General features: G+C 70.9%; 16 protein-coding genes. 5 read left to right on the top strand and 11 right to left on the bottom strand.

The annotated features are described in order from the left end of the window. Window positions 1-152: 152 nt before the first annotated feature. Window positions 153-458, top strand: coding sequence for an integration host factor, actinobacterial type (gene mihF, locus ACTMTI_RS31850; RefSeq protein WP_138718251.1), 306 nt, complete (start codon window positions 153-155; stop codon window positions 456-458). Window positions 459-666: 208 nt separating this feature from the next. Here the strand turns inward: mihF and ACTMTI_RS31845 are convergent, their stop codons facing one another. Then, on the bottom strand, window positions 667-1,314 hold the full coding sequence (locus tag ACTMTI_RS31845) for a response regulator transcription factor (protein ID WP_441124339.1): 648 nt from the start codon (window positions 1,312-1,314) through the stop codon (window positions 667-669). Next, window positions 1,305-2,552: a sensor histidine kinase gene (locus ACTMTI_RS31840; protein ID WP_441124338.1), complete on the bottom strand. Its 1,248-nt coding sequence runs from the start codon at window positions 2,550-2,552 to the stop codon at window positions 1,305-1,307. The genes ACTMTI_RS31845 and ACTMTI_RS31840 overlap by 10 nt, the downstream gene beginning before the upstream one ends. A 183-nt stretch (window positions 2,553-2,735) precedes the next feature. Between ACTMTI_RS31840 and ACTMTI_RS31835 the strand changes: the two genes are divergently transcribed. Next, window positions 2,736-4,010 (top strand): acyltransferase family protein, encoded by a 1,275-nt coding sequence (locus ACTMTI_RS31835; RefSeq protein ID WP_441124337.1) that lies wholly within the window; start codon window positions 2,736-2,738, stop codon window positions 4,008-4,010. 47 nt (window positions 4,011-4,057) lie between these two features. Next, complete coding sequence (locus ACTMTI_RS31830) at window positions 4,058-6,565, top strand: DEAD/DEAH box helicase (protein ID WP_441124527.1); 2,508 nt, start codon at window positions 4,058-4,060, stop codon at window positions 6,563-6,565. A 128-nt stretch (window positions 6,566-6,693) separates the two neighbouring features. Here ACTMTI_RS31830 and ACTMTI_RS31825 read toward each other — a convergent pair whose 3' ends face one another. Then, window positions 6,694-7,257 carry a hypothetical protein gene (locus ACTMTI_RS31825; protein ID WP_441124336.1) on the bottom strand — a complete coding sequence of 188 codons (564 nt, stop codon included), beginning with the start codon at window positions 7,255-7,257 and terminating at the stop codon, window positions 6,694-6,696. A 24-nt stretch (window positions 7,258-7,281) separates the two neighbouring features. On the opposite strand from ACTMTI_RS31825, the gene ACTMTI_RS31820 reads away from it, so the two are divergent. Further along, on the top strand, window positions 7,282-7,785 hold the full coding sequence (locus tag ACTMTI_RS31820; RefSeq protein WP_441124335.1) for a DUF2087 domain-containing protein: 504 nt from the start codon (window positions 7,282-7,284) through the stop codon (window positions 7,783-7,785). 26 nt (window positions 7,786-7,811) lie between these two features. Here ACTMTI_RS31820 and ACTMTI_RS31815 read toward each other — a convergent pair whose 3' ends face one another. The 7 genes from ACTMTI_RS31815 to ACTMTI_RS31785 are packed head-to-tail and all read right to left on the bottom strand — an operon-like array spanning window position 7,812 to window position 17,425. Continuing rightward, window positions 7,812-9,407 carry a beta-N-acetylhexosaminidase gene (locus tag ACTMTI_RS31815; protein ID WP_441124334.1) on the bottom strand — a complete coding sequence of 532 codons (1,596 nt, stop codon included), beginning with the start codon at window positions 9,405-9,407 and terminating at the stop codon, window positions 7,812-7,814. A gap of 14 nt (window positions 9,408-9,421) precedes the next feature. Further along, window positions 9,422-11,362, bottom strand: coding sequence for an NPCBM/NEW2 domain-containing protein (locus ACTMTI_RS31810; protein WP_441124333.1), 1,941 nt, complete (start codon window positions 11,360-11,362; stop codon window positions 9,422-9,424). A 10-nt stretch (window positions 11,363-11,372) separates the two neighbouring features. Further along, complete coding sequence (locus ACTMTI_RS31805; protein WP_441124332.1) at window positions 11,373-12,917, bottom strand: alkaline phosphatase D family protein; 1,545 nt, start codon at window positions 12,915-12,917, stop codon at window positions 11,373-11,375. 9 nt (window positions 12,918-12,926) lie between these two features. Then, window positions 12,927-14,243 carry an ABC transporter substrate-binding protein gene (locus tag ACTMTI_RS31800; protein WP_441124331.1) on the bottom strand — a complete coding sequence of 439 codons (1,317 nt, stop codon included), beginning with the start codon at window positions 14,241-14,243 and terminating at the stop codon, window positions 12,927-12,929. Window positions 14,244-14,257: 14 nt separating this feature from the next. Then, window positions 14,258-15,067: a carbohydrate ABC transporter permease gene (locus ACTMTI_RS31795; protein ID WP_441124330.1), complete on the bottom strand. Its 810-nt coding sequence runs from the start codon at window positions 15,065-15,067 to the stop codon at window positions 14,258-14,260. 7 nt (window positions 15,068-15,074) lie between these two features. Beyond that, window positions 15,075-16,127 carry a carbohydrate ABC transporter permease gene (locus tag ACTMTI_RS31790; protein ID WP_441124329.1) on the bottom strand — a complete coding sequence of 351 codons (1,053 nt, stop codon included), beginning with the start codon at window positions 16,125-16,127 and terminating at the stop codon, window positions 15,075-15,077. Then, window positions 16,124-17,425 carry a glycoside hydrolase family 36 protein gene (locus tag ACTMTI_RS31785; RefSeq protein ID WP_441124328.1) on the bottom strand — a complete coding sequence of 434 codons (1,302 nt, stop codon included), beginning with the start codon at window positions 17,423-17,425 and terminating at the stop codon, window positions 16,124-16,126. The genes ACTMTI_RS31790 and ACTMTI_RS31785 overlap by 4 nt, the downstream gene beginning before the upstream one ends. 172 nt (window positions 17,426-17,597) lie before the next feature. Here ACTMTI_RS31785 and ACTMTI_RS31780 point away from each other — a divergent pair, with 172 nt between their 5' ends. After that, entirely contained in the window at window positions 17,598-18,752 is a 1,155-nt protein-coding gene (locus tag ACTMTI_RS31780; protein ID WP_441124327.1) for an ROK family protein, read from the top strand. A 76-nt stretch (window positions 18,753-18,828) separates the two neighbouring features. Here ACTMTI_RS31780 and ACTMTI_RS31775 read toward each other — a convergent pair whose 3' ends face one another. Further along, window positions 18,829-19,683 carry a helix-turn-helix domain-containing protein gene (locus ACTMTI_RS31775; protein ID WP_441124326.1) on the bottom strand — a complete coding sequence of 285 codons (855 nt, stop codon included), beginning with the start codon at window positions 19,681-19,683 and terminating at the stop codon, window positions 18,829-18,831. Between the last annotated feature and the right edge of the window lie 7 nt (window positions 19,684-19,690).

Raw genomic sequence — 19,690 nt, 5'->3', positions numbered from 1 at the left:
GACGTGGCGGGTGCCGAAGCGGCGGCGTCGGTGTGGCGGAAAGGTTGAGCGGGCGCTTTCCGCAACACGAACCGCTGGTATCCGCCATGATTAGCCACTGCACCACGGGTAACAGAGACCCGATCGTAAAACTCCCCGAGGAGAGAACTGAGATGGCACTTCCCACTCTCACCCCCGAGCAGCGTCAAGCGGCTCTCGCCAAGGCCGCCGAGGCCCGCGCCGCCCGCACCGCCCTGCTCGCCAAGGTCAAGGCCGGCGAGATGACGTTCTCGCAGCTGCTGGAGCGCGACGACGACATCGCGAAGAAGATCAAGGTGTCGCAGGCGCTCCGCGCCGTGAAGGGCGTCGGCCCGGCCAAGGCCACCGCGCTGATGGAGGAGGCGGGCGTCGACGAGAAGCGCCGCCTCGGCGGCCTGGGCGCCCAGCAGCGCAAGAAGCTGGTCGACGCGCTCGGCTAAATCCCCCGGGCGGCCAGGTCCGCGCGCGGCGTCGCGCGGACCGGCCAGCGACTTCCCCCGAACCGAACCCCCAGTGGCCCATCGGCAGACCGGGGAGGGACCCCCGCGCCGAGCCGTCCCCGGCGGGCCCTCAGAGCCGGGAGAGCGGAGCCGCCCCCGCTCCACCCGGCGGGCCACCCGAAGAGCCGCGAGCGCGCGGGAACCGGGGTCAGGAACGCAGGTAGGTCAGCACGGCGAGCACCCGGCGGTGCTGGTCGCCGTCGTCGGCGTAGAGGCCGAGCTTGCTGAAGATGCTTCTGATGTGCTTCTCCACGGCCCCGTCGCTGATCACGAGCTGCCGCCCGATGGCCGGGTTGGACTTGCCCTCGGCCATCAGCCCGAGCACCTCGCGCTCTCGCGGCGTGAGCTGCGCCAGCGGGTCGTCCTTGCGCCTGCGCACCATGAGCTGGGACACCACCTGGGGATCGAACACCGTCCCGCCCGCGGCCACCCGCCGCAGGCCCTCCAGAAACTCCTCGACGTCGACGACCCGGTCCTTCAGCAGGTAGCCCACCGCGCCGCGGGCGTCGGCGAGCAGGTCGTCGGCGTAGGAGACCTCGACGTACTGCGACAGGATCAGCACCGGCGCCCCCGGCACCCTGCGCCGCGCCTCGACCGCCGCCTTGAGCCCCTCGTCGGTGAACGACGGCGGCATCCGCACGTCGACCACCGACACGTCCGGCTTGTGCTCGGCGATCGCCTCCACGAGGCGGTCGCCGTCCCCGACGGTCGCGACCACCTCACAGCCGAACTCCTCCAGCAGCCTGACCAGGCCCTCCCTGATCAGAACCGCGTCATCGGCCACGACTACCCGCACGGCACCTCCGCCACGATCAATGTCGGCCCGCCGTCCGGCGACTGCACGGTCAGCTCCCCGTCGACGGCGCGGAGCCGGTCGGCCAGTCCGGCGAGACCGTGTCCCTTGGCGACGTGCGCGCCGCCGACCCCATCATCCCCGATCGTGAGCATGAGGACGTCGCCGATCCGCTGCAACTGCACCGTGCAGACGGTGGCGCGGCTGTGCTTGGCCACGTTGGTGAGGGTCTCGGCGCAGACGAAGTAGATGGCGTTCTCGACCGCGGCCTGGTAGCGCTCGACGGTCTGCACGTCCAGGTCGACGGGGATCGTGCAGCGCCCGGCCAGGGCGGCCAGCGCGGGCGCGAGGCCGCGGTCGGACAGGATGGGCGGGGCGATGCCGCGCGAGAGCGCGCGCAGCTCGTCGAGCGTCTCGCGGGTGGCGGCGATCGCGGACTTGATCGTGAGCTGGGCCGCCTCGGGGTCCTTGGCGAGCTGCCGCTGCGCCCTGGACAGCTCCATGGCCAGCGACACCAGCCGCTGCTGCGGCCCGTCGTGGATGTCGCGCTCCAGCTTGCGCAGCGCGTTGGCCTCGGCCGACACCGCGGCGGCGCGGCCCTCGGCCAGGTCGTCGATGCGCTCTTGCAACTCGGCCACGCCGGTCAGCAGCGCCCGGCCGAGCCCGGCCCTGATCAGCGCGGCCCCGCGCACCATGAACGGCATGAGCAGCGCGAAGACCAGGCCGGCGGAGACGTAGAAGATCGAGTTGGTGACGTAGCCCCCACCGAGGCCGAGCAGCTCGGGCAGCTCCGTGTTGCCGGGGATCTGCGAGGTGACGATCCCGTACAGCGGATAGGTCAGCCCGGCCAGCGGGATCGCCCAGAACACGACGGTGAGCACGAACGACAGGATCGCGAACGGCAAGTTGATGATCCCGTGCAGCAGGTCGAGCCAGGACTGGCCGCTCGTCAGCGGGTTGACGATGCGGCGGAAGCGGCCCGCGCCCGGCGGCGCGGGCTTGTAGCGCGGCCGTACGGGCGGCCGCTTCAGCACGTCGGACAGCCAGCCGCGCTCCGCGTCCGCGAAGCCGCGCGCGACCATCAGCGTGCCGGCCAGCAGCGGCACGCCGAGCCAGACCACCGCGCTGCCCACGCCGGCCGCGAAGCCCGTGATCATGAGCGCGAAGCCGATGACGGCCGTGGGGAAGCCGACCAGCGTGTAGCGGGTGTCGAGGAGGACCCGTCTCGTCAGGGAGCGCATGGTCTTCACGCTAGGGCCTCACCTTCCGCGTGACGACAGGGTGCGCTGGTGTGCGGAAGTAGGGCCAGCCCTACCATCCGGGGTGGTGCGATCTTGACCACGAGAGGGCGGCTCGCGGCAGTGTGCCGCGGCGTCCTGGACGGGAGCCTTGAGCCATCCGCTCCCTCCGAATCGAGGCCCCTCATGACCGTCCTGCTGGATCGCCCTCTCGCCGCAACCGCGGAGCCCCGCCGCCCGGCGGGCGCGCGGACGGCGGCGCGGGACCCGTTCATCGACCTGCTGCGCGTGCTCGGCATGGCGCTGATCGTCTTCCAGCACTGGACGATCCCGGTACTGTCCTATGACGGCGCGCGGCTGACCACCGGCAACGCGCTGTCCACCCCCGGGGTGTGGGTGGTGACGTGGCTCAGCCAGGTGATGCCGCTGGTGTTCTTCGCGGGCGGCGCGGCGAACGCGATCAGCTTCGGCCGCTCGGCCCACGAGGCGCCGCGGTGGCTGGCGGCCCGGCTGCGGCGGCTGGCCTGGCCGCTGCTGCCGCTGGCGGCCGTGTGGATCCCGCTCCCCCACGTGCTGTTGTCGTTCGGCGTGCCGGAGCAGCCGCTCGAGACGGGGGCGCGGCTGACCGGGCAGCTGCTGTGGTTCCTCGCCGTCTACCTGATCGCCGTCACGGCCACCCCGTACGCGCTGCGCCTGCACCAGCGGTACGGCCTGCGCGTCCCGGCGGCGCTGGCGGCGGGGGCCGTGCTGACGGACGTGGTGCGCTTCTCGACCGGGTTCGAGGCGATCGGCTACCTGAACGTGGTGTTCGTCTGGCTGGCGGTGCACCAGCTCGGCTTCTTCTACGCCGAAGGGCGGCTGCGGCGGCCGTGGCTGCTCGCCGTGGCCGGATTCGGGGCGGCGGCGCTGCTGGTGGCGTTCGGGCCGTACCCGGGCAGCATGATCGGGCTGCCGGGCGCCGCGGTGTCGAACATGGCGCCGCCCACGCTGGCCATGCTGGCCGTGGGCGCCGGGCAGATCGGGCTGGCCACGCTGCTGCGGCCGTGGCTGCTGCGGCTGCCCACGGGCCGGCTGCTGGCCTGGGCGGGGCCGCGGATCATGACGGTGTACCTGTGGCACATGCCGGCCCTGTTCGTGGTGACCGGGGTGGTCGTGGTCCTGCTGGGAATCGACACGCCCGCGCCGGGCAGCGCGTTCTGGCTGGCCGGGTGGCCGCTCTGGCTGGGGCTGCTGTGCCTGGTCATGTGGCCGCTGATGAAGGGGTTCGCCAGGTTCGAGACGCCGCCGGCGCTGCCGTACGGGACCGCTGGGCAGGGTGCCACGCTCGTGGCGACGGCGCTGGTCGGGGCCGGGGTGCTGACGCTGACAGTGGGCGGGTTCGCGCCCGGCGGGGGGCCGTTCCTCGCGGTGCTGGCGCTGCTCGGCGGGCTGCTGATGACCGGGCCCCGGGCACGAGTGTGACGCCGAATTCGCCGGCACGGCTCGACCATCGGGCAAACTTCGGCAGGATAGAGGGTGTGAGCCTTCTAGTTGACCGCCTTCCTGAAGAGATCGACGCCGATCCGGACGCCATCTTCGACGCGTTCGTCGCCTGGAACGCCGAGCGGGGGCTCACGCTCTATCCCGCCCAGGAGGAGGCCCTCATCGAGGTCGTCTCCGGCAGCAACCTGATCCTGGCCACGCCGACCGGATCGGGCAAGTCGCTGGTCGCCGCGGGCGCCCACTTCGCCGCGCTGACCAAGGACCTGCGCACGTTCTACACCGCGCCGATCAAGGCGCTGGTGTCGGAGAAGTTCTTCGACCTGTGCGCGATCTTCGGCACCGAGAACGTCGGCATGATGACCGGCGACGCCAGCGTCAACCCCGGCGCGCCGATCATCTGCTGCACCGCCGAGATCCTCGCCAACGTGGCACTGCGCGACGGTGCCGCGGCCGACATCGGCCAGGTCGTGATGGACGAGTTCCACTTCTACGCCGAGCCCGACCGCGGCTGGGCGTGGCAGGTGCCGCTGCTGGAGCTGCCCAACGTGCAGTTCATCCTGATGTCGGCCACGCTCGGCGACATGTCGATGTTCGAGCGCGACCTGACCAGGCGCACCGGGCGGCCGACCTCCGTGGTCAAGCACGCCGAGCGGCCGGTGCCGCTGGTCTACTCCTACCGGATGACGCCCCTGCACGAGACGCTGGAGGAGATGCTCTCGACCGGGCAGGCGCCGGTCTACGTGGTGCACTTCACGCAGGCCGCGGCGATGGAGCGGGCGCAGGCCCTGATGTCGATCAACATGGCGACCAAGGCCGAGAAGGAGGCCATCGCCACGATGATCGGCGGTTTCCGGTTCACCACCCGGTTCGGGCGGGCGCTGTCGCGGCTCGTCCGCCACGGCATCGGCGTGCACCACGCCGGCATGCTGCCGAAATACCGGCGCCTGGTGGAGCGGCTGGCCCAGGCCGGCCTGCTGAAGGTCATCTGCGGCACCGACACGCTCGGCGTCGGCGTCAACGTGCCGATCAGGACGGTGCTGTTCACGGCGCTGTCCAAATACGACGGCAACAAGGTGCGGCGGCTGCGTGCCCGCGAGTTCCACCAGATCGCCGGGCGGGCGGGCCGGGCGGGCTTCGACACGATCGGCTACGTCGCCTGCCAGGCTCCCGAGCACGACATCGAGAACGCCAAGGCCCTCGCGAAGATCGGCGACGACCCCAAGCGGCGGCGCGGCTACGCCCGCAAGAAGCCGCCGGAGGGCTTCGTGGGCTGGAGCGAGGACACCTTCGAGAAGCTGCAGCAGGCCGAGCCCGAGCCGCTCAGCTCGCGGTTCAAGGTCACCAACGCCATGCTGCTCGCGGTCATCAACCGCCCCGGCGACTGCTTCCAGGCCATGAAGCACCTGCTGACCGACAACCACGAGGACCGCAAGTGGCAGCGCCGGCACATCAGCCAGGCCATCGCCATCTACCGCTCGCTGCTCGCCGGCGGCGTCGTCGAGCAGTTCCCCGAGCCGGACGAGCACGGCCGCAGAGCCAGGCTCACGATCGACCTGCAGGAGGACTTCGCGCTCAACCAGGCGCTGTCGACGTTCGCGCTGGCCGCGTTCGACCTGCTGGACCGCGAGTCCCCCTCCTACGCGCTCGACACGGTGTCCATCGTCGAGTCCATCCTCGACGACCCGCGCCAGATCCTGTCCGCCCAGCTGAAGAAGGCCAGGGGCGAGGCCGTCGCGCAGATGAAGGCCGACGGGATCGAATACGAGGAGCGGATGGAGCAGCTCGCCGAGGTCATGTATCCGATGCCGCTGGAGGACCTGCTGCTCGGCGCCTACGAGACCTACCGGCGGGGTCATCCGTGGGTGGGCGACTACACCGTCAGCCCGAAGTCCGTGGTGCGCGACATGTACGAGCGTGCCATGACGTTCAGCGAGTACATCCAGTTCTACGAGCTGGCCCGCTCCGAGGGCACGGTGCTGCGCTACCTGGCCGACGCCTACCGGACGCTGTCGCGTACGGTGCCCGAGCATCTCAAGACCGAGGACCTGATCGACCTGATCGAGTGGCTCGGCGAGCTGGTCAGGCAGGTCGACTCCTCGCTGATCGACGAGTGGGAGAAGCTCACCAACCCGGCCGCGGTGCTGGAGCAGGAGCAGCAGCTCGAGGCCAAGGTACGCCCGGTCACGGCCAACCCGCGGGCCTTCCGCGTGCTGGTGCGCAACGCGATGTTCCGGCTGGCCGAGCTGTGCGCCCTGGAGAAGGAGGACGAGCTGGGGGAGCTCGCTCCGGATGTGGACTGGGGCGCGGCGCTGGACGCCTACTACGCCGACCACGAGGAGATCTTCACCGACGCCGACGCGCGCGGGCCCGCGCTGCTGCGGATCGAGGAGGAGAGCGGGCTGTGGAAGGTCCGCCAGACGATCAAGGATCCGGCCGGCGACGGCGACTGGGGCATCGACGCCCAGGTCGATCTGGCGGCGTCGGACGAGGAGGGCCGGGCCGTGCTGCACGTGCAGGGGCTCAACCGGCTGTGAGGTGACAAGGTGTGTGCCGGAACGGACTGGCAAGGGCGCCCCGGCACACGCCTGTCGATTTCAGTGTCGTCTGCGCGATGTCGACGTGGTGTCATGACAATGTCCCAAGATCGAGACATTTCAGTAAATCAGCAGTTGGCGATGGTGCAGATTTTGGCGAGCATGCGCTTGGTGTCCTTCGTCTGCTGCTTGAAGTCGCTGGTGGCGGGCTTGCCCCATTCGCCGGACACGGTGTAGATCAGCAGCGCGTTCGCGCGCCGCGTCACGAGGGCCCGCTCGCCCCCGACGGCCGGCTTCCCGCTGTGGTAGGCCTGGCCGGTGACGGACAGCGCCTTGTCGCCGAACTGGACCGCGCGGGCGGAATAGCGGTAGTCGGCGCTGCCGCAGGCACGCGCCGCGGCCTCCAGGTCGCGCATGGCCTTGCTCGCGGCGGCGGGTGAGGAGTAGAGGATGACCTGCTCGGACTTGGAGTAGTCCGGGACGGCGGTGTAGACGAGCGTCCTCGCCTCCTTGCGGCCGCTCTGGCCGAGCTTGGCCTTCTGGCACGGGTTGACGACGAGCGCCGCCGACTTCTTGCTGCTCGCCGACCAGCTCGTCTCGGGGTCGTTGTCCTTCGTGGCCGCGGCCTTCTCGTACAGCAGGAAGTTGTTCGGGACGGCGGCCGCGGCCGCCAGCATGAGCGCTAAGAACATGGTCAAGATGTTAGGGGGTGCAAAATGTCAGGAGTGAACGACCAAGAGATCAGGCGCGTGCTCGGGCTGCTTTACCAGGACGACACGTTACGCGCCTTCGCCTCCCTGGTGCTCGGCACCGCCGACGGCCTCTCCCCCAAGGTGCTCCAGCGGCTGGCCAGCGGCGGCCTGGCGGCCCGCGACGAGAGCGGCGAGTGGCGGGCGACGCCGGAGCGTTTCAGGGAGCTGCTGCGGGCCCGCGCCGAGCCGGCCGAGGAGCTGACCGCCGAGGAGCGGGTGCTGCGGACCTTCCTGGTGGACGGCCGGCTGACGACCATGACGATGCGCCGCGACAAACGGCTCGTGGTGCTGCGCTACATCGCGATGGTGTTCGAGCCCGGGGTGCGCTATCCGGAGAAGGACGTGAACGTGGCGCTGCGCGCCTTCCACGACGACTACGCGGCGCTGCGCCGCTATCTGGTGGATGAGTGCCTGCTGTCCAGGGAGGACAACGTCTACTGGCGCAGCGGCGGACCCATAGACATCTAGCCCGTGGAAATCCGGCGCGTGGACGTCTAGAGCGTCCGCAGGTTGCTGGTCCAGGCGTCGATCTTGGCCTGCCACCGCTCCGGGTCCTCCGGCCGCCCCGGCACGCCGGGCCGCCGCTGCCAGGGCAGCGGGCCCTCCGCACGCCGGTATTCCACGCCGATCGCGTCCAGCCGGGCCAGGTGCGCGTCCAGCCGCTCGCGGAAGTCCGCCAGGTCGCGGCCGGGCGGGCCCCACACGGTCTCGGCGAAGGCCGCGAGCCTGGGGAAGGCCATGTAGTCGACGTGCCGGCTGGAGTCGATCAGCTCCGTCCAGACGCCGCACTGGGCGCCCAGGACGTGTGTGGCGGCGGGGTCGTCACGCAGCTCCTCGGGGACCGGTTCGAAGGCGTAGACGTCCTCCAGCGTCAGCACCGTCCCGAAGGGCGCCGGCTCGTCCTCCCCCGGCGCCTGCCGGTAGTCCAGGTAGAGCTTGGTGTTGGAGCAGTTGATCACGTCGTGGCCCCTCCTGGCCGCGGCCACCGCGCCCAGTTCGCCGCGCCACGAGGCGACCACCGCACCGGGCGCGAGTCCGCCCTCCAGGATCTCGTCCCACCCGACCAGCCTGCGGCCGCGCGCGGCCAGGTAGGCGTCGAAGTGGTGGATGACCCAGCTCTGCAGCTCCTCCTCGTCCCGCAGGCCCAGCTCGGCGATGCGGCGGCGGGCCGCGGGACTGTCGCGCCACTGGTCCTTGCGGCACTCGTCGCCGCCCACGCACACGTACGGGCTCGGGAACAGCTCCAGCACCTCCTCCAGGACGTTCTGGAAGAACGTGATCGTGCTGTCCTCGACGTTGAGCACGTTGTGGCCGACTCCCCAGGTCGCGCGCACCTCCAGCGGTGTGCCGAGGTTGCCCAGCTCCGGGTAGGCGGCGATGGCGGCCTGCGTGTGGCCCGGCAGGTCGATCTCGGGGACGACCATGACGTGCCGGCGCGCGGCGTACGCGACGATCTCCCTGATGTCGTCCTGGGTGTAGTAGCCGCCGTGCGGGCGGCCGTCCATGGCGCCGTTCCAGCCGGTCTGGCTCTCCCTGCGCCATCCGCCGACCTCGGTGAGCCGCGGGTAGCGGCGGATCTCGAGGCGCCAGCCCTGGTCGTCGGTGAGGTGCAGGTGCAGGACGTTCAGCTTGTGCAGGGCCAGCAGATCGATGAACCGCAGCACGTCACGCTTGGTCATGAAATGCCGGGCGACGTCGAGCAGACAGCCGCGCCAGCCGAACCGCGGCGCGTCCTCCACGTACGTGCCCGGCACGGTGAAGGGTCCGGTGGCGGCCTTCCTGAAGGCGGCGGCGGGCAGCAGTTGCCGGAACGTCTGCGCGCCGTAGAACGCCCCGGCCGGCCCGCCCGCCTCGATCCGCACCCCTTCCGGGGCCACCGTCAGCCGGTACGCCTCCGGCGGCAGGTCGCCGGCCGCCAGGGTGATCGTCCCCGAGCCCGGCAGCAGCTCGCCGCCGATGACGGGGGCCAGCTCGCCCCGCAGCCAGGCCGCGACCTCGGCCAGCGCCGGGTCGGCGGCGAGCGAGGCCCGGTGGTCGAGGACGAAGGATCCCGGCCGGGACTCGTGCTTGACGGGCTTGGGAACGATCATGAACAGGCAACTCCTTACTGGCAGGTGATGGCGGCGTCGGCGAAGTCGGCGTGGTCGGAGGTGGCGTTGTCGCCGCCGTTGGTCGCGACCAGCCGGACGAACCGGGCGCCCTCGATGGAGGCGGTGACCTTGCGGGCGGGCATGGTCCCGGTGACCAGGCCGGAGTAGGCGACCCGGCCGCCGTCGGCCCAGACCTCGAACCCGGCCGAGCCGGCCGCGCCGACCTCGTCGTCGATCCCGGCCTGGAACTCGACCGCCGAGCAGCGCCCGGCGGTGTAGTACTCGATCTCGGCGGGCGAGTGCGCGCCGAGGCCCTTGGAGTACCGGACGCCTTCGATGGTGATCGGGCGGCCGTCGCCCGCCGCCCGCTCGCCGTTGCTGGTGTCCTTCTCGATGGGGCCGAAGTGATTCTTGGCGCTGGTCCAGGCCAGGTCGCTCAGGTAGGTCCGCCCCGGCCCCGGCGCCTGGGCGACGGTCACGACGGCGGTCGCGGTCCGGTCGCCCTGCGAGAAGGTCAGGTCGTAGGCGCCCGCCGCGGCGCCGGCGGGCGGTGTCACGGCCCATTTCACGGTGAACGTCTCGCCGCCGTCGAGCCGCCCGGTCCTCGTGGGCGTGCGTGCGGCGACCTGCCATCCCTCCGGTGCGGCCGCCGTGACCTCGACGTCGCGCAGGCGCGTGGTGGCCCCGGTGTTCGTGACCCGGGTGATGATCTCACCGGCCTTGCCGGGCTCCAGCACGGACGGCCGGTCGTCGCCGAGGAACCTGGGCGGGTCGGCCTCGAACGTCACCAGCGGCGGCGCCGCCTCGCGGCCCTCGCTCACCCGGTAGAGCAGCGCCCCGTGCGCGGGCACCTGGGCCGCCAGCTCCCCCGTGGAGGAGGCGACTGTGCCGCTCCACAGTTCCTCGACCCGGTAGCGGCGATCGCCGAGCCGGGTGGAGATCGTGGCCGCGCGGTCGCTCTCGTTGAACAGCGCGATCGCCCGGTCGCCGCCCGCGAGGGGTTTGGCCAGCACGTGGTACCAGCCGTCGGTCTTGACGAACCTGCCGTGGGCGCCGAGCGGGTCCTGGTCGACGGCGATCACCTTGGGGTTGCCGACGATCGCGGGTGCGGCCTTGGCCGGGTCGGCCTGCAGGATCAGCGGGGCCGCGCCCATGGCCCAGAGCGTGACCTGGGTGCGGTATTCGGTGTCGGTCATCCCCCCGCGCCCGGCCTGGACGAGGTCCGGGTCGGCCCAGCTGCCGGGGCCCGCGTACTCGGCCCTGAGCTGGTTGAACTCCCAGATGTCGACCATGGTGGCGTAGCTGTCGGCGATGGGCCGGTTGTAGACGTTGGTGCGCCAGGTGGTGGCGCCCGCGTCCTTGCCCCACAGCCACGGCACGGTGCTGCCGTCCTCGTTGTTCATGGCGAACGCGACGTCGCCGCCGAGGGCCTGGCGCATGCGCGGGTAGAGGGTCTGGGCGATCTGCTGGACGTTCTGGCCGGGGAAGTCGGTGGTGGGGACGTTGCACCAGTCGTACTTGACGTAGTCGACGCCCCAGTCCTTGACCTGCTGGGCGTCGGCGGCCTCGCTCTTGTACGAGCCGGGGCCGCCGCCGGCGCACGCCTTGACGCCCGCCGACAGGCTGAGGCCGAGCTTCATGCCCTTGCCGTGGACGTAGTCGGCCAGCGCCTTCATCCCGCTGGGGAAGCGGGTGGCGTCGGGGGCCAGGGCGCCGCCCGCCCGCTGCGGGGCCAGCCAGCAGTCGTCGACGATGACGTACCGGTAGCCGAGCGGGGCGAGGGTCTTTTCCAGCCCGTCGGCCGCCTGCCGTACCGACGCCTCGGAGACCGAGCAGCCGAGCGCGCGGCTGCTCCAGCCCATCGGCGGTGCCGCGGCGGCATCGGCGGCGCTCGGTAAGGGCAGGAAGGGCATGGCGATGAGGGCCGCCGCGGCGGCGGCCGTGATGGTGCGCATGGGGGTCCTGTCAGGCGGGGTTGAGTCTGGGGGTGCCCGGCTCGATGACGAACGAGCCGGAGGTGTAGGCCGGGGCGTAGGGCTCGGTGATGCGGGACAGCGAGCGGAAGTCCACCTTCATCTCCTGCTGGGTGAGCCTGGTGCGCACGTAGCCGCGGCGGCCGTTGAAGAACTTCACGTGCGGGTTCTCCTGGAGCAGGATCTGCGTGTTGGGGTATTCGTCCAGGCCGTTGCCCGCGCTCGTCACCGACGTGGTGACCAGCTCGACGGCGACGGACTTCGACTCGGGGTCCTGGTGGTCGCGCTTGATCTCGCCGGCCCAGTGCGAGTGCACGTCGCCGGTGAGCACGACGGCGTTGCGCCGGTAGTCGTCGATGGCGGAGGTCAGGCGGTTGCGGGAGGCGACGTAGCCGTCCCAGCCCTCGTTCGAGTAGCCCTTGCCCTCGCCGTTGGCCCAGTCCATCTCCATGAAGAAGACCTGCTGGCCCAGCAGGTCCCAGGTGGCGCCCGAGCGCTTCAGCTCGCGGTCCAGCCACGCCTCCTGGTCCTGGCCGAGAAGCGTCCTGTTGGGGGCGAAGCGGTCCAGGCAGTCGGGGCCGATCGTGCCGCTCTTGCCGGTGCAGGCGTACAGGTCGCGGTACTGGCGGGTGTCGAGCAGGTGCAGGTTGGCGATCGCGCCCCACCGGATGCTGCGGTAGAGCCTGAGCGACGACCCGTTGGGCTTCTGGGCGCGGCGCAGCGGCATGTTCTCGTAGTACGCCTGGAAGGCGGCGGCCCGGCGCTGGAGGAACGGCGGGTCGGGCTGCTCGGGCACGTCGCCGGCCCAGGCGTTCTCGATGTCGTGGTCGTCCCACACCACGACCCACGGCGCGATCGCGTGGGCGAGCTGCGACTCGGGGTCGGCCTTGTGCTGGGCGTGGCGCAGGCGGTATCCGGCCAGGTCGAGGCACTCGCCGCCGGCCTGGTCGCGGACCGGGTACTTGTAGTCGCCGTACTCGTAGATGTAGTCGCCGAGGAAGGCGATCAGGTCGGGCTGGTCCTCGGCCATCCTGCGGTACGGCGTGAACCAGCCGGTCTGGTAGTCGGCGCAGGAGGTGAACGACAGGTTCAGCGGCCGGCTCTTGGTGCCGGGGGCGGGGGCGGTGAGGGTGCGGCCGACCGGGCTGATCTCGGACTCGGCCTTGAAGCGGTAGAAGTATTCGGCGCCCGGGGCGAGCCCGTCGAGCTCGACGTGGACGCTGTGGGCGGCGTCGGGGCGGGCCAGCTCGACGCCGCGGCGTACGACATGCCGGAAATTTTCGTCTTTGGCGAGCTGCCACTCGACCGGCACCGGACGGCCCGGCATGCCGCCGAGCCCGTCGAGGGCGATCGGGTCCATGGCGAGCCGCGTCCATAACACCACGCCACCGGGCGTGGGCTCGCCCGAGGCGACACCGAGCTGGAAGGGGTCGGACAGGGGGGCGCGCCGGGCCGCCGCGCGCACGGGTGTGGCACCCAGTGCGGCGGAAATGCCCAGGCTCGCGCCCCCGGCGAACAGAGAACGCCGGGAGATCAATGAGGGTCCTTACTCGACGGTGGCGTTGCCTTCGGCGACAGCCTGGTCTGCGGCCTGTTGCGGAGTGAGTTTTCCGAGGTACATCTCGTTGAAGATCTGGTTAAGCTTCGTCTCGAATCCCGTGAAGCCGGTGGTGATCGGCAGCGGGAAGGTCGAGCCCGCCGCCTCCTCGACGAACGGCGCGACGTCGACCTTCTTGGACTTCCAGTAGTCGACGTAGCCCTGGCTGAGGCCGTTGAGCGCGGGGAAGGCATAGCCGCCGTCGGCCATCAGCTTCTGCGGCTCCGCGGTGCCCAGATAGGCGGCCAGCTTCATGGCCTCCTGCGGGTGCTCGCTCTTGGCGTAGACGGCCTCGGCCAGGCCGTTCAGGTTGACCGACCGGCCGGCCGGGCCCTCCGGCATGGGCGCGACGCCGACCTCGAACGTGGCCTCGGGCGCCACGAACGGCAGCAGCGCGTTGTTGGCGGGGAACATCGCGATCTCGCCCGCCTTGAACATGTCGGTGACCTTGCCGGTGGGCGGGTTCGTCTGGGTGGCGGGCGGCGCGACGTGGTGCTTGTTGACCAGGTCCACGCCGAACTGCAGGGCCTGCACCGAGGCCTGGTCGTTGAAGACGTACTTGCCGAACGGCTGGTCGACGAGCTTTCCGCCGTTCGAGCTGATCCAGTTCATCCACTGGGTCTGGTAGTGGTTCCAGGAGGCGAAGCCGTACGTCTTGGCTTTGGCCGGGTCGAAGCCGGACTCGCCGGGGTGCTTGCCGGCCTCGTCGACGGTGAGCTTGCGGGCCACGTCGAGCAGGGTGCCGGTGCCGTCCGCCGCCCAGGTGAGCTTGTCCGGCATCTCCACGCCGGCCTTCTTGAACAGGTCCTTGTTGTAGAGCAGGCCGACGATTCCCCAGTCCTTCGGGACGCCGTACAGCTTGCCCTGGTAGGTGAACGAGCCGACGACGGTCTGGTGGTACTTCGACGTGTCGAGCTGGACCGGGGTCAGGACGCCTTTGGTGACGTACTCGGGGAACTGGGTCGGGGTCATCCAGAACACGTCGGGCGCGGTGCCCGCCACCACGTCGGCGGTGAGCTTGGTCCAGTACTGGTCGTACGGCAGCAGCTCGATCGTGACGTCGATGCCGGGGTTGGCCTTCTCGAAGGCCGCCATGACCTTCTCGTAACCGACCTTCTGCTGGTCGTCCCAGAGCCGGTACGTCAAGGTGACCTTCCCTGACTCTCCCGGCTCTCCTGACGCGCATCCGGTCAGGGTGAGCCCCGTGGTGAGCAGGGCGGCGCCCATCAGCGCCCCGGCCCAGCGAATCCGGGGGGATTTCAACATTCGCTGACCTCTTCTTATTTGAGGCCTGTGAGGACCACAGACCTGACGATGTGCTTCTGGAAGAAGATGAAGACGGCGACCATCGGCACCAGCGCGATCAGGCTGCCGGCCATCATGAGGTGGTAGTCGACGCCGATGCCGTCCTTGAGCGTGGCGATCGCGACGGTGATCACCTTGGTGTCCTCACCGCTGGTGATGATCAGCGGCCAGAGGAAGCTGTTCCAGGACGAGATCACCGTGATGATCGCCAGTGTGCCGAGCGCGGGGCGGCAGAGCGGGAGCAGGATGCGGACGAGGATCGTCAGCGGCCCGGCTCCGTCGATCCGCGCGGCCTCCTCCAGGCCGGCGGGCAGGCTCTTGAAGAACTGCCGCATCAGGAAGATGCCGTACGGGGTGCCGAGCACGTACGGGGCGAGCAGGCCGTACCAGGTGTTGACCAGGTCCAGCTCCCGCATGATCAGGAACAGCGGGATCATCGTGACGGCGCTCGGCACCATCATCGTGGCGACGTACAGCCAGAACAGGGCGTCCCTGCCCCTGAACCGCAGCCGCGCGAACGCGTACGCGGCGAACGTCGTGAACACCAGTTGCCCGGTCGTCAGCAGCGCGGTCATCACGGCCGTGTTGAGCAGGTAGCGCGGGAAGTCTCCCTCCAGCATCTTGACGAGATTGCCCGCGGTCGGCGGCAGGCCCGGCAGCCAGGGGGCGGTGGAGCTGAGCTGGGCCTGCGTCTTGAAAGCCGTCAGCACGACGAGCAGATAGGGGAAGACCGCGATGGCGGCACCGGCCACGAGCGTGGCGTACAGCAGGATTCGCTTGGTCATGGGTCTCTCAGCTCAGGTCGTAGGTGGTGCGCTTGCCGAAGAACCTGACCTGCGCCACCGTCACCAGGAAGATGACCGCGAAGAGCAGCGTCGACAGCGTGGCCGCGTAGCCGAAGTCGAACTCCTTGAACGCGGTCTGGAAGATCCGGAAGTTGAGCACCTCGGTGCTGTGGCTCGGCCCGCCGTCGGTCATCGCGTAGACCGTGTCGAACACCTGGAAGGCACCGATGAGGTTGGTCACCGTGACGAAGAACATCGTGGGGTTGAGCAGCGGCAGCGTCACCCGCCAGAACCGCTGCGCCGGGGTGGCGCCGTCGGTCTCGGCCGCGTCGCGCAGCTCCTGCGGGATGCCCTGCAGGCCGGCCAGGAAGAACAGCATGTTGTAGCCGCTGTACTGCCAGATGCTGACCAGCGCGACGGCCGGCAGCGCCCAGGCCGGATCGGACAGCCAGTCGGGACCGGTGACGCCGATCAGGGCCAGGGCGCTGTTGAGTGCGCCGTCACGGGGGTCGAAGATCCAGTTCCAGACGAGCGCGAGGACGATCGGGGTGGCCATCCACGGGATCACGAACAGCGAGCGGTAGAACTTGACGCCCTTGACGCGCTGGTTGAGCAGCAGCGCCAGGACCAGGGCCAGGACGGTCTGGAGGGGGATGCAGAGCAGGACGTAGACGACGGTGACCCAGAGCGAGTGCCACGTCTGGCCGTCGGCGGCCAGACGGCGGTAGTTGTCCAGTCCGACGAACTCGGGGGCGGACAGCAGTTCCCAGTCGAACAGGCTGAGGCCGAGGACGATGACCATGGGGAGCAGCAGGAACGCCAAGACGCCGAAGAGGCTGGGGCCGATGAACAGATAGGCATGCCACCCACTCCCCCACCTCCGCCTGCCGCCGCCCGTGCGACCGTCACCCCGGTTTTGGCCGCCCTTGGGGGGACCTGCCGCCGGTTCTCCGCTCGCGGGCCCGCCGTCCGTCGCCGGGGCCTGGCGAGCGGCGCCTCCGGCGTCCGGAGCCTCCGATGCGGCGCGCGCCGTGAGCCGGTCGCCGGCGGGGCCGGTCATGACGGCTCCGTGGCGGTGGGCACCATGAGGCGCCTGGTCGTCTCCAGGCCCCATGCGTCCAGCGCCGCGATCGGGTCGCTCGCGCCCCGCAGCCCTCCGGTGCCGTCGATGTGCGCCGCCCACTCCTGCCTTGCCTCGACCTCCGGCCGCAGGATGATGCAGTCGGGGTCGTTGACCCACCACCGGGCGTGCAGGAACTCGCGCGCCGCCCCCGTGAGCCGGGCGCCGAGCTGCGACGGCTGGCTGATGTCGCCGGACTTGGGGTGCAGGGTCGGCGCGATGTCCGGGCTGACCCGCATGATGTCGACCAGGCCGATGCTGGGCAGCATCGGCGCCCCGCACCCGTGCAGCGTGGCCCCGTCGCCGGTGCCCCGGCGGATCAGCTCCAGCCCGCGCCGGTAGGCGGCGATCGGGTCGAGGTCCTCGTGCCGCCCGCCCGCGAGCGCCCCGGCGTACAGGTAGTCGAGCTTGAAGTGGGTGATGCCCATCGCGGCGAACGTCTGGAACACCTTCACCAGGTGCTCGGCGGCGCCGGGGTGGGTGACGTCGAGCACCGCCAGTTCCTGGTTCCACATGTGGCCGGCGTACGCTCCCGCCACCAGCCACTCGGGATGCTCCCGGAAGATCCGGCTCCGGTGCCCCACCAGGAACGGCGCGGTCCAGATGCCGGCCCGCCGGCCCGTTCCCGTGACGGCGTCCACGGCTCGCGCCAGCGAGCCGAACCCGGGCCGCGGCTCCAGCCAGTCGCCGATCTCGGCCTCGTAGCCGTCGTCGATGAGGAACATGTCGGCGGGCAGCGCGTGCCGTGCGGCGAGCTCCAGGTTGTCGAGGACGTCGGCGTCGGTGACCTTGTCCCAGTAGCCGTACCAGGTGCACCACATGGGCGGGACCGCGGGGAACGTCCTGGGCTCTGCCATGGTGCCGGCCCAGTCGCGCAGCGCCTGGCCGAGGCCGCCTTCGGCGCGGTGGTGGCGTACCGGGCCGTCGGCGGAGATCACCAGGCGGCCCCCTTCCGTGCGCGCCCTGATCGACGGCACCTGGAGCGGACTCGGCGCCGACCACAGTTCGACGGACCCGTCGCCCGGCTCGACCGCCAGCAGCCCCTCGCCCTGGAACGCCCCGGCGGGCACCGGCGTCTCGGGGCGGTAGCAGAGGATCTGGATCGTCTCCGCTGCGGGCCGGGGCGGCGTGTCTGCCAGGCGGTAGGCGCCCGTGGGGCTCCACGACTGCCAGCCGTGCTCGAACACCCGCGCCGCGTCGGGAACGTACGTGATCTCGGCGATGTCCGCGAACGACATCGGTCCTCATTTCTTTCCACTTACGAAGGAGCGCTTCATTAGTAGCATCGAGCCCAGTAAGGGGTCAACGCTGGATTTGATGCGATAAAACCGGTACGTATAGGCGACATGTCCGCGAGCCGAACGCTGGCATAATCACGTCTTACAGAGGACACCTACGTTAAGGACGGCGATGGCGGACCTACGCGGCGGCGACCTGTCACGGCTGCGGCAGCTCAACTCGCTGACCGCGATCCGGGTGCTGCGCAGGGCGGGCCCGCTCACCCTGTCGGCGCTCGCCGAGCGGACCGGCCTGTCGCGGCCGTCGATGAAAGAGGTCACCGCCGAGCTCATGGCGCTGGGCTGGGTGGAGGAGGTGCCGCCGAGCCAGGGCACGATGGGCCGGCCCGCCCGCCGCTACCGCTTCCGCTCCGACGGCGGCTACCTGGTCGGCGTCGACATAGGAGGTCACAACATCCGCGCCGCCCTGTCCGACCTCGACGGCGAGATCCTCGCCGAGACCAGGCAGCCGGTGCTGCCGGACGCCCCGCTCGAGGAGCGCCTGGCCGCGATCGACCGCGCCGTCTCCGGCTGCCTCGCGCTCAGCCGGACGACGGTCGCCGACCTGTGGACCATCGCGGTCGGCACCATCGGCGTGATCGACGTCGACGGCCGCGTCATCTACTCGGCCGCGGTCCCCGCCTGGCGGGACCTCGACCTGGCGGGCAAGCTGCGCGAGAGGTTCCCCTGCCAGGTGCTGATCGAGAACGACAGCCGCCTGGCCGCCATGGCGGAAACCAGGCGCGGCGTCGCCAAGGGCGCGAGTGACGTGGTGTTCCTGCACGTCGGCAGGCGCATGGGAGCAGGGCTGATCATCGGCGGCAAGGTCCACAGGGGCTTCGGCGCGGCGGCCGGCGAGATCGTGATGCTGCCGGAGTCCCGCTGGTTCGACGCCCCCGAACACCTCAACACCTGCGCCTGCGTCCCGGAGGGCACCGCGCCGGAGGACGCCGCCGGCTACACGCTGGCGGCCGCCAGGGCCGGCGACCCGGTGGCGATCGCGGCGGTCGAGCGGTACGTCGACGACCTCGCGGTGGGGACGGCCGCGATGGCGCTCATCCTGGACCCGCAGATGGTGGTGCTGGGCGGAGGCTTCTCCCGGTCTGCCGACGTGCTCCTGGGACGGCTGCAGGAAAGACTGGAGCGGGTGTGCATGCGCATGCCCGAGGTACGCGCCTCCACGCTGGGGGACGAGTGCGTGGTGGTCGGGGCGATCGAGTACGCCGTGGAGCATCTGGACGACCAGCTCTTCACTCCTGACAGGGGCCCGCTCCCGGTCAGCCGCTGACCCGCCGGGGGCCGCCGCATCGAGCCGCGGTGAGCCCGCGTTCGCCCGAAGCCGGGTCCGGGCATCGCCTGCGGTCTCAGGGCTGGGGGCGCAGGCGGGCCCGGTAGTCGCGGGGCGGCAGGCCGTACACGCTCCTGAAGGCCCTGCTGAAGTGGAACGGGCTGACGAAGCCGGACGCCGCCGCCACCTGCCCGACGTCCATGTCCGTCACCTCCAGGAGGCTCGCGGCGTGCCGTACCCTGGCCAGCCGGACGGCCTGCATGGGCGGCTGGCCGGTCTCCGCCGCGAACAGGTGGGCGAACCGGGACGGCGACAGCGCGACCGCGCGGGCGAGCGAGGCCACCGAGTGCGGCGCGCCGGGCTCGGCGGCGATGAGCGCGAGGACCCGGCGTACCCGCTCGTCACCCTCGTCAGAGCGGCGCGCGGAGGCGGCGGCCAGCACGAGCACCTCCTCGACCGCGCCCAGCACCAGCTCCTGGGCCGCACCCGCCGCCACGACCGCGGGCGTGCGAGCCTCGGCGGGGAGAGGCGCGCCGGGCACCCAGCGGGCGTCCTGGAGCGCCCGCCGGAAGGCCAGGTCGATCCGCTCGTGCACGACCACCGGTACGCCCGCGACGAGATGGCACCCGTCGGCCCTGGCGTACGGCCCCAGCCACGCCGCCCACGACGGCCGCGGCTGGAAGTGCACCCACCAGAAGCGCCACCGCTCCGCCCCCGGCAGCACCCGGTAGTGCTGCGCCACCCCTGACCTCAGCACCACCAGGTCCCCCGCCCGCACGGCGAACGACGCGCCGCCCTGCTCGACGAACCCGGCACCCGCCTGCGTCCACATCAGCAGCCAGCTGGGCGACCCGGCAGGGCGGCGGGTGGCGTAGCCGGGCGCCTTGTCGTAGTGGCCCACGATCGTCAGCTCGGCAGCAGGAACGGACATGTCCTCA

It is taken from the genome of Nonomuraea sp. H19 (assembly GCF_052068215.1).
Taxonomy (GTDB): Bacteria; Actinomycetota; Actinomycetes; order Streptosporangiales; family Streptosporangiaceae; genus Nonomuraea.
This window is presented reverse-complemented; position numbering and strand designations above follow the sequence as displayed.

Bases quoted from the DNA above. Each gene is read 5' to 3' on its own strand.
- ACTMTI_RS31780 (WP_441124327.1), top strand. From the start codon at position 17,598: ATGGCGGACCTACGCGGCGGCGACCTGTCACGGCTGCGGCAGCTCAAC.
- ACTMTI_RS31775 (WP_441124326.1), bottom strand. From the start codon at position 19,683: ATGTCCGTTCCTGCTGCCGAGCTGACGATCGTGGGCCACTACGACAAG.
- ACTMTI_RS31795 (WP_441124330.1), bottom strand. From the start codon at position 15,067: ATGACCAAGCGAATCCTGCTGTACGCCACGCTCGTGGCCGGTGCCGCC.
- ACTMTI_RS31840 (WP_441124338.1), bottom strand. From the start codon at position 2,552: ATGCGCTCCCTGACGAGACGGGTCCTCCTCGACACCCGCTACACGCTG.
- ACTMTI_RS31810 (WP_441124333.1), bottom strand. From the start codon at position 11,362: ATGCGCACCATCACGGCCGCCGCCGCGGCGGCCCTCATCGCCATGCCC.
- ACTMTI_RS31815 (WP_441124334.1), bottom strand. From the start codon at position 9,407: ATGATCGTTCCCAAGCCCGTCAAGCACGAGTCCCGGCCGGGATCCTTC.
- ACTMTI_RS31785 (WP_441124328.1), bottom strand. From the start codon at position 17,425: ATGTCGTTCGCGGACATCGCCGAGATCACGTACGTTCCCGACGCGGCG.
- mihF (WP_138718251.1), top strand. From the start codon at position 153: ATGGCACTTCCCACTCTCACCCCCGAGCAGCGTCAAGCGGCTCTCGCC.
- ACTMTI_RS31835 (WP_441124337.1), top strand. From the start codon at position 2,736: ATGACCGTCCTGCTGGATCGCCCTCTCGCCGCAACCGCGGAGCCCCGC.
- ACTMTI_RS31800 (WP_441124331.1), bottom strand. From the start codon at position 14,243: ATGTTGAAATCCCCCCGGATTCGCTGGGCCGGGGCGCTGATGGGCGCC.
- ACTMTI_RS31820 (WP_441124335.1), top strand. From the start codon at position 7,282: ATGTCAGGAGTGAACGACCAAGAGATCAGGCGCGTGCTCGGGCTGCTT.
- ACTMTI_RS31790 (WP_441124329.1), bottom strand. From the start codon at position 16,127: ATGACCGGCCCCGCCGGCGACCGGCTCACGGCGCGCGCCGCATCGGAG.
- ACTMTI_RS31825 (WP_441124336.1), bottom strand. From the start codon at position 7,257: ATGTTCTTAGCGCTCATGCTGGCGGCCGCGGCCGCCGTCCCGAACAAC.